The sequence below is a fragment of the Kitasatospora sp. NPDC041988 genome, from assembly GCF_055588525.1.
Genome location: NZ_JBVJCO010000002.1, coordinates 294,226 through 307,029 on the forward strand (window position 1 = coordinate 294,226; position 12,804 = coordinate 307,029).

A 12,804-nucleotide genomic window follows, 5' to 3' on the forward strand; every position below is an offset into this window, starting at 1 on the left:
TCACGCCCCTGCCTTGGTGAGTGCGGTGGCGTCGCCGGTGGGCTGTGCCGGGATCGAGGCCTCGTGGAACTCCAGTTGGCGGCGCCGGTTGGGGATGAGCCCTTCGGGGCGGACGCGCATCAGCACGATGAGGGCGATGCCGAAGGCGAGCAGCTGGTAGTTGGAGAGGAATTCGAGCTTCTTCGGGACGAGGAAGAGGAGGGTGGCGCCGGCCAGCGGTCCGCTGATGGTGCCCATGCCGCCGAGGATGACGGCGGCGAGCAGGAAGGCGGAGTTGGGCGGCAGGGCCTCGGCGAAGGTGTACTGGTCGGGGGTGACGGTGTAGCTGACGTGGGCCTGGACGGTGCCGGCGAGGCCGGCGAGGCAGGCGCCGAGGGCGAAGGCGAGGAGCTTGAGGCGGAAGCCGTTGATGCCCATGGCTTCGGCGGCGGTCTCGTCCTCGCGGATGGCGACCCAGGCGCGGCCGATCCGGGAGTTGCCGACGCGGGCGAAGACCAGTACCACGAGGGCGGTGACCAGCAGCATCAGCAGGTAGTAGTTGGAGAAGCGGCCGAGTTCGATGCCGAAGATCGTGGTGGGCTTGCCGAGGTCCCAGCCGAGGATGTTGAGGTCGGGGATCCGCGGGATGCCGTTCGACCCGTTGGTGATCTTGGGGCCGGTGGTGCCGTTGAGGTTGAGCATGGTGATGCGGAAGATCTCGCCGAAGCCGAGGGTGACGATGGCGAGGTAGTCGCCGCGCAGTCGCAGGGTGGGGGCGCCGATGAGGACGCCGAAGACCATGGAGACGACGGCGCCGGTCAGCATCGCGGCCCAGAACGGGAACTGGACGTGGATCGGCGAGGCGGGGGAGCCGGAGACCAGGGCGGCGGCGTAGGCGCCGACGCCGAGGAAGGCGACGTACCCGAGGTCGAGCAGGCCGGCGAGGCCGACGACGATGTTGAGGCCGAGGGCGACGGTGGCGAAGATCAGGATGTTGGCGGCGACCGAGGTGTACTGGTCGCTGGTCTGGGTGAACGGGAAGCTGGCGGCGGCGGCGAACGCGGCGCCGGTGGTGACCGAGCGGTACTTGACGGTCAGGGCGCGCAGCCGGGGCAGCAGACCGGACCTGGTGATCGCGGGGACGACGGTGGCGGCGAGCAGCAGGTAGCCGATGAAGAGCTCGCCGTACTCGGTGTCGATGCCGAAGGTGATCGCGAACAGGCCGATGGCGAAGGCCACGACGATGAGCAGGACCTCGGCCCAGGAGGGGAGTTCGCGGGCGGCGGGGAGCGGCCGGGCGATGGTGCCCAGGCGCAGCCAGTGGTGGGCGAGGTGGCCGAGCTGGATGAGCAGGACGGCGGCTGCGGCGATGACCACGCCGTTGGCGAGGGCGGTCATGACGGGGGCGACGGGCTTGCTCTCGGGGATCGCGTTGGCGCCGAGGTAGGCGATCAGGGCGATCGGGACGAGGAGGAAGAGCCGCCGGTCGAGGATGCGCAGTTTGACGTCGGTGCGCCGGTCGAGGGGGAGGCCGAGGGCGCCGGCGAGGGTGAGCAGTGAGCCGGCGCCGAGGATCCAGCCGCCGGGTTCGAGGTTGGCGAGGCCGCCGAGGTCGACGGCGATGGCGGTGATGGAGAACCAGGCGACGGCGGCGGCGCCGGCGGCGGCGAGGAGGACGGCGTTGTTGCTGCGGGTGGGGGCGGCCCAGCGCAGGCCGGGGACGCCCTGGGTGGCGAGCAGCAGGACGAGGGTGAGGAGTCCGGCGGTGAGGGCGAGCCACTGGAGGCCGGCGGGGGAGCCGAAGTAGGTGAGGTCGCCGGGGAATTCGGAGGTCCAGGTCCAGGACATCAGGGCGGAGCCGGCGGTGGCGGCGGCGCCGAGGCCGGTGAGGAGGGCGGCGGCGCGGGCGGGCAGCGGGATGACCGGGGTGGTCTCGGTGTTGGGGGTGGTGGTCATGGTGCTCACGCCCTGTCCGCGACGCGCTCGCCGAGCAGGCCTTGGGGCCGGACGAGCAGCACGACGATGAGGAGTACGAAGGCCCAGACGTCCTTCCAGGCGCCGCCTCCGAAGAGGTGCATGCCGGGGAGGTGCTGGATGTACCCGGTGGCGAGGGCTTCGGCGAGGCCGAGGGCGACGCCGCCGAGCATGGCGCCGTAGATGTTGCCGATGCCGCCGAGGACGGCGGCGGTGAAGGCCTTGAGTCCGAGGATGAAGCCCATTCGGAAGTCGACCTGGCCGCTGCGCAGGCCGTAGGCGACGGCGGCGACGGCGGCGAAGGCGGCGCCGATGGCGAAGGCCATGACGATGATCCGGTCGGTGTCGATGCCCATGAGCTTGGCGGTGTCGGGGTCCTGGCTGGTGGCCTGCATGGCGCGGCCGGAGCGGGTGCGGGTGACGAACCAGCCGAGGGCGAGCATGCAGAGCGGGGCGGCGATGATCAGGAAGATGTCGCTGCGCTGGATGGTGACGGAGCCGAGCTCGAAGGGGTCGCCGGGGATCTTCGGGAAGACGCGGGCCTTCTTGGCGTCGGGGTAGAAGGAGAAGACCAGCTGCTGGAGGACGATCGACAGGCCGATCGCGGTGATCAGGGGGGCGAGCCGGGGGGCGGTGCGCAGCGGCCGGTAGGCGAAGCGCTCGGCGGCGACGGCGGTGAGGGTGGAGACCAGGATGCCGGCGATCAGCATCAGCGGTAGGGCCAGCCAGAGTGTGGTGCCGCCGGGGAGGGCGAGGTAGGCGGTCAGGGCGCCGAAGCCGCCGACCATGACGATCTCGCCGTGGGCGAAGTTGATGAGCTGGACGATGCCGTAGACCATCGTGTAGCCGATCGCGACGAGCCCGTAGAGGGCGCCGAGGATCAGGCCGTTGGCCAGCTGCTGCGGTAGGTCGTGCACCGCTGGGCCTCCGTTGTGCGTGGGGTGGGTCCGCGTGGGTGGTGGATGTGAGGCGCGCGGGGGCACTCGTGGCGCCCCCGCGCGGGTAACTCCGACGTGCTGTGGTTCTGCTGACGCTGGGTCAGGTTCAGCCGTTGAAGGTGCCGGACTTCTCCACGGCCCACTTGCCGTCCTTGACGGCGTAGACGGTGAGCTGCTTGTTGGTGGTGTCGCCGAACTCGTCGAAGGAGACCTTGCCGGTGACGCCGTCGAAGGAGACCTTCTGGACGGCCTCGACGACCTTGGCGCGCGGGTTGTCGGGGAGCTTGCCGTTGTTGGCCGTCACGACGGCCTTGACGGCCTGGATGATGGCCCAGCCGCTGTCGTAGGAGTAGCCGCCGTAGGTCTCGTAGGCGTCCTTGTAGCCGGCGGCCTTGTAGTCGGCGATGAACTTGGCGGCGGTGGGGAGCTGCTCGACGGGCAGGCCGACGGCGGTGGCGTAGTCGCCCTGGCTCTTGGGGTTGAGCTTGATGAAGTCGCCGCTCTGGATGCCGTCGCCGCCCATCAGCGGGATGTTGACGCCGGCGTCCTTGAGCTGGAGGGAGAGCGGGCCGGCGGCGGGGTACTCGCCGCCGTAGTAGACGGCCTCGGCGCCGGAGGTCTTGACCTTGGTGACGACGGCGGAGAAGTCGCGGTCGTCGGGGTTGACGTGCTCCTCGCCGACGATGTTGCCGCCCTGCTTGGTGAACTCGCCCTTGAAGGTGGCGGCGAGGCCGGCGCCGTAGGTCTTCTGGTCGTCGATGAGGAAGACCTTGGTCTTCTTGGCGTCCTTGGCCAGGAACTGGGCGGCGAAGGGGCCCTGGACGGCGTCGGTGGTGGCGGTGCGGAAGTAGGACTTGAAGGGGCGGGCCTTGGTGCCGCTGGCCCACTTCTCGCCCTGGCTGAGGGCGACGCCGGTGTTGGCGGGGGAGATCTGGACGAGGTTGGCGTCGTTGAAGATCTGCTGCATGGACTGGGCGACGCTGGAGTTGAGCGGGCCGACGACGCCGATGACGTCCTTGTCGGCGACCAGCTGGGTGGCGTTCTGCTGGCCGGGGGCGGGCTTGGCGGTGTCGTCCAGGGCCTTGATCTGGAACTTGACGCCGGGCACCTCGTTCTTCTCGTTGGCCTGCTTGACCGCGAGCTCGACGGAGTTGCGGATGCCGAGGCCGAGGGCGGAGAGGTCGCCGGTGAGCGGGGCGTCGACGCCGATGGTGACGGTGGTGCTGGACCCGGCGTTGTTGCCGTCCCCGGACTTCTTCTCGTCGCGGGAGCCGCAGGCGCTGAGGCTCAGGGCGCCGATCACGGCAATGCTCACGACAACTGCTGAACGGTGACGCACGAGGGTCCCCTTCGGTTCGGGAGGGCGCCGCGCCGCGATGGCGGGAACCGGATGCGCGGTGGGTCTGGCCCGATCCGGTGGCGCGGTGACTGGCCGTGACTCTAGATGCCGTTCGGCGCCCCGGGCAGGGGTGTGGCGAGGCTGTGATTCTCTTGTTATGAGCACACGGAGCGCCCGTCTCACTATGTGGTCGTTTCGGTTCGATCGATCCTGTACTACCGGGCATCTACTCGCTGGTAGGTGGATGTAAGGCCCAGAAATGCGGGTCACTCCTGGCCTCTCCGATAATCGGACGCGACCGTTCGCGGTGCTGGTTTCGGGCGTGTGCGTCCGAATAACGGACGATGGAGAGGCTGACGCCGGAATCCCGGGTCGACACGGGGTCCGGGAGGTGCGGAATGCTCGGATTTCCTAGCTGTTACGCAGTGTTACATTCTGAAAGTCTGCCAACATGACAACGCCCCCTTGTATAGACCAACGCCTGCCCAGGGCAGTCGAAGGTCAAACAAGGGGGCGGACAAGGGAATTGACGGTCGGCCGGACCGTCCGGGGAGGGCCGGCCGGCCGACGGCGCGTCAGAGGTCGCGGAGCATGCAGGTCAGCCGGCAGCTGGTGACCCGCCGGCCGGTGTCGTCGGTGATCGCGATCTCGTAGGTGGCGGCGGTGCGCCCCTTGAACACGGCGGTCGCCACCCCGGTGACCAGCCCGGAGGTGGCCGAGCGGTGGTGGGTGGCGTTGAGGTCCACGCCCACCGCGTACCGGCCCGGGCCGGCGTGCAGCATCGCGCCGACCGAGCCGAGGGTCTCGGCCAGCGCCGCCGAGGCGCCGCCGTGCAGCAGCCCGTACGGCTGCTGGTTGCCCTCGACCGGCATGGTGCCGACCACACGGTCGCCCGAGGCCTCGACGATCCGGATGCCGAGCTTCTCGCCGAGGTGGCCGCCGGAGAAGGTCGCCGGGTCGACGCCGAGCTTGGCGAAGTGGTCCAGCACCTCCTGCGGGACCTTCAGGACGGGGGCCGCGTCGGGGGCAGCTTCGGTCATGGGGGAGCTCCTGCCGCTTGGGGTCACGTCATCGTGCTGCCAGTGATCGTACGACCGTCCTACTCGGCGGTAGCGGTCGCCTCGGGGGGCTGGCGCGTCGGTGCCCGGCCCGGCGGGCGGCCGGTGTGGGCGGGGGGTGGGTGCGGGCGGCGGTGCGGGCGGCGGGCACCGGCTCCGGCGCGCCCCTTTTGTCGGTGCCGGGCCATAGGATCGGTGACCGGCAGTGGAATCGGCAGGAACGGACGTTGACGTGGCTACGCAGAGTACGGACAAGAGCGCGGCGGGTGGCGGCGGGGCCCGGCCCCGGCTGATGCTGCTCGACGGGCACTCGATGGCCTACCGGGCGTTCTACGCGCTGCCCGTGGAGAACTTCAACACCTCCACCGGCCAGCCCACCAACGCGGTGTACGGCTTCGCCTCGATGCTCGCCAACACCGTCCGGGACGAGCAGCCCACCCACCTCGCGGTGGCCTTCGACCTCTCCCGGCAGACCTTCCGCTCCGCCGAGTTCCCCGACTACAAGGCCAACCGGGCCAAGACGCCGGACGAGTTCCGCAGCCAGGTCCCCCTGATCGGTGAACTCCTCGACGCCATGCGCGTCCCGCGGATGACCGTCGAGGGCTTCGAGGCCGACGACATCATCGCCACCCTGGCCACCGCCGCCGAGGCGGCCGGCTTCGACGTCGACATCGTCACCGGCGACCGGGACTCGCTCCAGCTGGTCACCGAGCACGTCACCGTCCTCTACCCGACCAAGGGCGTCTCCGAACTCACCCGCTACACCCCGGAGAAGGTCGCCGAGAAGTACGGCGTCACCCCCCGCCAGTACCCCGACCTCGCGGCGCTGCGCGGCGACCCGTCCGACAACCTGCCCGGCATCCCCGGCGTCGGCGAGAAGACCGCCGCCAAGTGGGTCAACCAGTTCGGCTCCTTCGACGAACTCGTCACCCGCGCCGACGAGGTGAAGGGCAAGATCGGCGAGAAGCTGCGCGAGCACCTCGACTCGGTCAAGCGCAACCGCATCCTCACCGAACTGGTCCGCGACGTCGAACTCCCGCTCGGCATCGACGACCTGGGCCGCGCCGCGTTCGACCGCGAGGCCGTCGGCACCCTGATGGAGTCGCTGGAGTTCCGCAACGCCAACTTCCGCGACCGCGTCTATGGCATCGACCCGGCCGCCGCCGAGCCCGAGGCCGCCGCCGAGCTCGCCCCCGGCGTTGAGGTCGACGGCGAGCTGCTCACCGACCCGGGCACGCTCGCCGCCTGGATCCGGCAGCACGCCACCGGCAAGGCGCCCGTCGCGCTCGCCGCCGTCTACCAGTGGGCGCTCGGCGCTGGCGAGGTCACCGAGGTGGCGCTCGCCGCCGGAGAGGCCGCCGCCTGGTTCGACCCGGCGCTGCTCGCCGAGGAGGACGAACGCGCCTTCGCCGACTGGCTGGCCGACCCGGCCGCCCCCAAGGCCCTGCACATCGCCAAGCAGGTCATGCGCGCCTTCGCCGAACGCGGCTGGCGGATCGAGGGCGTCGTCGCCGACACCGCCCTCGCCGCCTACCTGGAGAAGCCGGGCCGCCGCACCTTCACCCTGGAGGTGCTCGCCGAGGAGTACCTGGCCCGCTCGCTCGCCCCGGCCCCCGCCGCCGAATCCGGCCAGCTCGCCTTCGACGCCCCCGACGAGGACGCGTCGGCCGCCGCCCAGGCGCTGATGCTCCAGGCCCGCGCCGTGCTCGACCTCGCCGCGCTCTTCGACACCCGCCTCGCCGAGGTCGGCGCCACCGAGCTGCTGCGCGACATGGAGCTGCCGATCGCCGCCCTGCTGGCCCGGATGGAGCGCACCGGCATCGCCGCCGACCGCCCCTGGCTCACGAGCCTGGAGAACCAGTTCGCCGCCGAGATCCAGCGCGTGGTGGAGGAGGCGCACGCCGCGGCCGGCCACGAGTTCAACCTCGGCTCGCCCAAGCAGCTCCAGGAGATCCTCTTCGGCGAGCTGGCCCTGCCCAAGACCAAGAAGATCAAGACCGGCTACACGACCGACGCCGACGCGCTCACCTGGCTCGCCACCCAGACCGACAACGAGCTGCCGGTCATCCTGCTGCGCCACCGCGACCAGGCCAAGCTGCGCACCACCGTCGAGGGCCTGCTCAAGACGGTCTCCCCGGCCGGGCGGATCCACACCACCTTCAACCAGATGGTCGCCGCCACCGGCCGGCTCTCCTCGCAGGACCCGAACCTGCAGAACATCCCCGTCCGCACCGAGGAGGGCCGGATGATCCGCCGCGCCTTCGTCGTCGGCGAGGGCTACGAGACGCTGCTGACCGCCGACTACTCGCAGATCGAGCTGCGCATCATGGCCCACCTCTCCGAGGACGAGGCCCTGATCGAGGCCTTCGCCACCGGCGAGGACCTCCACACCACCGTCGCCTCCCAGGTCTTCGAGGTCCCCGGGGACGCGGTCGACGCCGAGATGCGCCGGAAGATCAAGGCGATGTCCTACGGCCTGGCCTACGGGCTCTCCGCCTACGGGCTCTCCCAGCAGCTCGGCATCAAGCCCGCCGAGGCCCAGGGCCTGATGGACACCTACTTCGAGCGGTTCGGCGGCGTCCGCGACTACCTGCGCCGGGTCGTCGACGAGGCCCGCGCCACCGGCTACACCGAGACCCTGCTCGGCCGCCGCCGCTACCTGCCGGACCTCAACAGCGACAACCGCCAGCGCCGCGAGATGGCCGAGCGGATGGCCCTCAACGCCCCGATCCAGGGCTCGGCCGCCGACATCGTCAAGATCGCCATGCTGCGGGTCGACGAGGCGCTGACCGCCGCCGGCCTCACCTCCCGGATGCTGCTCCAGGTGCACGACGAAATCGTGCTGGAGCTGGCCCCCGGCGAGCGCGAGCGGGTCGAGGCGATCGTCCGCGAGCAGATGGCCGGTGCCTACCCGCTGCGCGCCCCACTCGACGTGTCCGTCGGCGTCGGCGCCAACTGGGAGGTCGCCGCGCACTGACGCGCTGTCAAGGAGTCGCGGGCGCAAGCCGGTTCCCGGATCCGCCCGCGGCTCCTACCCTGGTCCCATGGGGATTGCGGGGGTGCTGCGGAGCGGGCCGGAGTCGGCGGCCCTGGTGCTCCGGGAGGGCGGCGGGACGCGGCGCCGGGCGCTCGCGCACTGCCTGACCGCGTTCGGGACGGCGCTGGGCGCGCCGCTGGTCCTGGCCGTGCCGACCCTGCTGGTCGCGTTCTTCATGCTGCTCGCCGGAGCGACCGCCGCCACCATCGGCCGGGTGGCCGGTGGGATCGCCGGCGTCGAGTACCTGTTGGCCGTCCCGCTCCTGGCCCGGCTGGCGTACACCACCGTCCACCGGCTGGAGTTCGCCCCGGCGGCGGCCCCGGACAGGTTCCGGCTGGTCCGGGCCGGACACCCCGGCGCCTGGCAGCCGCTCGCCGGGCTCTGCGGCATCCGGTTGGAGCACAAGGTCACCGAACCCCACCCGGGCGATCCGCAGCCGGCCGAGGAGCAGCTCCTCGTCCGCCTGGACCTCGCCGGCGACGATCTCCGGTGGACCCCGCCCGCCGGCACCGACCCGGAGCAGCTGCACCGGGCCCTGACCGCACTGCTCGGCCCCGGCGGCGTGCGGGTCGAGCTGTTCACCGAGCGCACCGTCCGGTCCCGCCCGACGCGCGGGCCCGGCCGGACCACCGGCGGCTCGGCCTCCGCCAACTCCGGCGGCTTCTCGGGTGGCGGCTGAGCCGGCCCGGCCCCTCGTGAGGCCCTACCTGCGGGCGTTGGTGCGCTTGGTCGGCTCGGCGGTGGTCGGGTCCTCCGGCCACGGGTGGCGGGGGTAGCGGCCGCGCAGGTCGGCGCGGACGGCCCGGTAGCCGTCGCGCCAGAACGAGGCGAGGTCGCCGGTGACGGCGGCCGGGCGCCCGGCGGGGGAGAGCAGGTGGACGGTGAGCGGCACCCGCCCGCCGGCCAGCGCGGGTGCCGCGGCCCAGCCGAACAGCTCCTGCAACTTCACTGCCAGCACCGGGCGTTCGCCGCTGTAGTCGAGCCGGATCCGGGAGCCGGACGGCACCGTGATCCGCTCCGGCGCCAGCTCGTCCAGCCGCCCGGCCTCGCCGGTGGCCCAGGGGAGCAGGCGTTGGAGGGCGGCGGTGGTGTCGATGCGGGCGAGGTCGGAGCGGCGGCGGGCGCGGGAGAGTTCGGGATCCAGCCATTCTTCGGCGCGTTCGAGGAGCGCGGCGTCGCTGACGTCGGGCCAGGGGTCGCCGATCGCGGCATGCAGGAAGGCCAGGCGTTCGCGCAAGCCGGGGGAGGGCCAGCTCAGCAGCGCGCCCACGCCCTCGCGGTCCAGCCCCTCCAGCAGCGCGGCGCGCACCAGCGCCGGTTCGGGCCGGTCCAGCTTGGCCGAGGCCAGTTCGACGGCGCCCAGCGACTCCACCCGCCGGGCGGTCACCTCACCGTGCCGGGTGGACCAGTGGACCTCCTCCCGGGCGGCCAGCAGCGGCGCACCCGCCAGCCGGGCGGTGGCCTCGTCCAGCGCGGCCGCGTGCAGCACCCGTGCGGAGGGCGAGCCCGCGGCGCGATCGGCGACGGCGACGGCCAGCCACGGGAGGGCGCCCAGCGTGGTGCCGGGGGTCAGCTCGGCGGCCGTCCCGGAGGCCATCAGGTACGGGCTGCGCTCGCCGGGCTCGGGCCGCTCCACCCGGGCCCGGGCGATCCGCTCGGGGAAGGCCAGCGCCACGACGAGGCCGACGGCCGCGGCGTCCGGCAGGGCGGTGGTGGGGGTGTCGTCGACGCCGCGCCGCAGCCGGCGGACCTCCTCGCGCCAGCGGCCCGCGTAGGGGTCGCGGGAGTCCCGGACGGTGCGCCACACCGCGCCCAGGTCGTCCCCGAGGGCGCGCGGGGGCTCCTCGGAGAGCAGCGCGACCACTTCGGCGGCCCGGCGCGCGCCGACCGCCGGCCCGCCGTCCACCAGGGCGCGGGCGAGGCGCGGGTGCAGCCCGGTGCGGGCGAGTCGGATGCCGCGCGGGGTGGCCCGGCCGTCCTCCTCCACCGCGCCGAGTGCCCGCAGGGTCTGCCGGGCGGCGGCCATCGCGCCGGCCGGGGGCCGGTCGGGCAGGGCGAGGCCGGTGGCGTCCGGGTCACCCCAGCAGGCGGCCTGGAGGGCGAACGGGGTGAGGTCGGCGAGCGCGATCTCGGGGGTGGGGTAGCGGGCGGCGAGGGCGTCCTCGGCCTCGGCCCAGCAGCGGTAGACGGTGCCGGGGGCCTCACGGCCGGCGCGGCCGGCGCGCTGGCGGGCGGCGGCCAGCGAGGCGCGGACGGTGACCAGGCCGGCCAGGCCGCGGGCGTGGTCGGTGCGCGGCTCGCGGGCCAGCCCGGCGTCGACCACGACCCGCACGCCCGGCACGGTGAGCGAGGACTCGGCGACGGCGGTGGCCAGCACCACCCGCCGCCCCTCGCCCGCGGCCAGCGCCGCGTCCTGCACCGCCTGTGGTGCGCGGCCGTGCAGTTGGAGGACGTCGGCGGGTGCCCCGGCGAGCAGCCCGGCGACCCGGGTGATCTCGCCGACGCCGGGCAGGAAGCAGAGCACGTCTCCGTCGCGCTCGCCGAGGGCCCGCCGGACGGTGGCGGCGACGTGTTCGAGCAGCGCCGGGTCGACCCGGGTGCCGTGCGCGGGGCGGACGGCGCGCGGCGGTGGCGCCCAGACCGTCTCGACCGGGTGGGCGACCCCGTGCGCCTCCACCACCTCGGCGCCGCCGAGCAGTTCGGCCCAGGCCGCGGTGTCGGAGGTGGCCGAGGCGCAGACGATGCCCAGCTCGGGCCGGAGCGCGGCCCGGACGTCGAGCAGGAAGGCGAGCGCGGTGTCCGCGTCGAGGTGGCGTTCGTGGCACTCGTCCAGTACGACGAGGTCGACGCCGGGCAGCTCCTGGTCGCGCTGGAGCCGCTGGAGCAGCACGCCGGTGGTGACCACCTCGACCACGGTCCGCGGTCCGGTCCTGCGCTCGCCGCGCACGGTGTAGCCGACCTGGCCCCCGACGGCGGAGCCGAGCAGCCAGGCCATCCGCCGGGCCGCGGCCCGGACGGCGAGCCGGCGCGGTTCGGCGACCAGCACCCGGCGGACGGGGCGGCCGTCCCCGAGGAGGCCGGCCAGGGCGAGCGGCACCAGCGTGGTCTTGCCGGTGCCGGGCGGCGCCGCCAGCACGGCCACCCCGTGAACGTCGAGCGCGCGGTGCAGGGCGGGCAGGGCGGTACGGACGGGCAGCTCGCGCCAGGCAGGGTTCACCCGCACAGTCTCCCCGATGGCCCCGGTGCCCCGGCGACGCTGAGACCCCGGCGGGCCCGGCACCCGACGGCCGCGAGGCCCCGGTGCCCCGGGCCCGCCCGGCTCAGTCGCGCTCGGCGACGAAGATCGCCGTTCCCGGGATCAGCCGCCCGCGCAGCGGCGACCAGCCGCCCCACTCCTGCTCGTGCCCTTCCGGCCACTCCGGCTCGACCAGGTCCACCAGCCGGAACCCGGCGCCGACCAGCTCACGCACCCGGTCCCCGACGGTGCGGTGGTGCTCGACGTAGGTGGCGTGCCCGTGCTCGTCCTGCTCGACGTACGGGGTGCGGTCGAAGTAGGAGGCGACGGCGGTCAGCCCCTCGACGCCGGGCTCGTCGGGGAAGGCCCAGCGGATCGGGTGGGTCACCGAGAACACCCAGCGCCCGCCGGGCCGCAGCACCCGGCGCACCTCGCGCATCAGCGCGTCGGTGTCGGCGCTGAACGGCACCGCGCCGTACGCGGAGCAGGCGAGGTCGAAGGAGCCGTCGGCGAACGGCAGCACGGCCGCGTCGGCCTGGACGACCGCCACCGGCGGGGTGTCGCGGGCGAGGTCGATCCGGACGGAGTGCTGGAGCTGGCGGAAGGAGATGTCCAGGGCGACCGGCCGGGCGCCCTGGCGGGCGAGCCAGCGCGAGCACTGGGCGGCGCCGGCGCCGATCTCCAGCACGGTCAGGCCCTCGACCTCGCCGAGCAGCCGGGCGTCGGCCTCGTCGAGGCCCTCGGGGCACCAGGTGAACCGGTCGTCGCCGAGGAACTCGCCGTGCTCGTCCTGGTATTCGTCGGCGTTGCGGTCCCACCAGTGGCGGCTGGCCCGGCTGCTCTCGCCGGCCTGGGCGTCGCGCCTTACCGCGTCGTCGCCGTCGTCGTCAAGATCATGGACGTCGGACTGGGGGGTGGTGGCCACGGTGATAATGCCCATCGCGTAGGGTGTGGTCTGCGGAAGCGCCGCTGCCGCGAACCGGCCCGCAAGGGTCCGGGTCCTGGCGGTGGCATCCGGGGAAAGGCTTCCTGCGGCCGCCACTGTGAGGTGCGCAATCGGAGGATATGGCCTGATCCATACCGGCCTCCACCGTCTTGGCGCCCTTGGCGTTGACCGTGCCTGGCCGTCCCCGTATGCTACAAGTTGCGCTGCGGGCCTGCGCGCCTCGGACGGAGCAGGTCGCGCTCGCATCTGTCGAAGACCCCACGGTCGCAAGACGGACACCGATTTCTCGCTGTTTGCG

The 12,804-nt window shown here is 73.1% G+C and carries 8 protein-coding genes; 2 read left to right on the forward strand and 6 right to left on the reverse strand.

Translation table 11 applies throughout. The features are described 5' to 3' along the window. The 4 genes from ACZ6NC_RS04250 to ACZ6NC_RS04265 all read right to left on the reverse strand — a co-directional run bounded on the left by ACZ6NC_RS04250 (window position 1) and on the right by ACZ6NC_RS04265 (window position 5,270). Complete coding sequence (locus ACZ6NC_RS04250; protein WP_465728959.1) at window positions 1-1,935, reverse strand: branched-chain amino acid ABC transporter permease; 1,935 nt, start codon at window positions 1,933-1,935, stop codon at window positions 1-3. 5 nt (window positions 1,936-1,940) lie between these two features. Then, on the reverse strand, window positions 1,941-2,870 hold the full coding sequence (locus ACZ6NC_RS04255) for a branched-chain amino acid ABC transporter permease (RefSeq protein WP_465728784.1): 930 nt from the start codon (window positions 2,868-2,870) through the stop codon (window positions 1,941-1,943). Window positions 2,871-2,997: 127 nt separating this feature from the next. Then, window positions 2,998-4,230 carry a branched-chain amino acid ABC transporter substrate-binding protein gene (locus tag ACZ6NC_RS04260; RefSeq protein ID WP_465728786.1) on the reverse strand — a complete coding sequence of 411 codons (1,233 nt, stop codon included), beginning with the start codon at window positions 4,228-4,230 and terminating at the stop codon, window positions 2,998-3,000. A 575-nt stretch (window positions 4,231-4,805) separates the two neighbouring features. After that, the gene (locus ACZ6NC_RS04265) at window positions 4,806-5,270 is read right to left on the reverse strand and encodes a PaaI family thioesterase (RefSeq protein ID WP_148645592.1); all 465 of its coding nucleotides are present in this window, start codon (window positions 5,268-5,270) and stop codon (window positions 4,806-4,808) included. A gap of 310 nt (window positions 5,271-5,580) precedes the next feature. On the opposite strand from ACZ6NC_RS04265, the gene polA reads away from it, so the two are divergent. Together polA and ACZ6NC_RS04275 are read left to right on the forward strand one after the other, a co-directional pair. Further along, window positions 5,581-8,265, forward strand: a complete 2,685-nt coding sequence (gene polA, locus ACZ6NC_RS04270; protein WP_465728961.1) for a DNA polymerase I — start codon at window positions 5,581-5,583, stop codon at window positions 8,263-8,265. A gap of 67 nt (window positions 8,266-8,332) precedes the next feature. Continuing rightward, window positions 8,333-9,004 (forward strand): hypothetical protein, encoded by a 672-nt coding sequence (locus ACZ6NC_RS04275; RefSeq protein ID WP_465728788.1) that lies wholly within the window; start codon window positions 8,333-8,335, stop codon window positions 9,002-9,004. A gap of 24 nt (window positions 9,005-9,028) precedes the next feature. Here ACZ6NC_RS04275 and hrpB read toward each other — a convergent pair whose 3' ends face one another. Next, entirely contained in the window at window positions 9,029-11,542 is a 2,514-nt protein-coding gene (gene hrpB, locus ACZ6NC_RS04280) for an ATP-dependent helicase HrpB (RefSeq protein ID WP_465728790.1), read from the reverse strand. A 103-nt stretch (window positions 11,543-11,645) separates the two neighbouring features. After that, complete coding sequence (locus tag ACZ6NC_RS04285; protein ID WP_465728792.1) at window positions 11,646-12,500, reverse strand: class I SAM-dependent methyltransferase; 855 nt, start codon at window positions 12,498-12,500, stop codon at window positions 11,646-11,648. Window positions 12,501-12,804 lie beyond the last annotated feature (304 nt).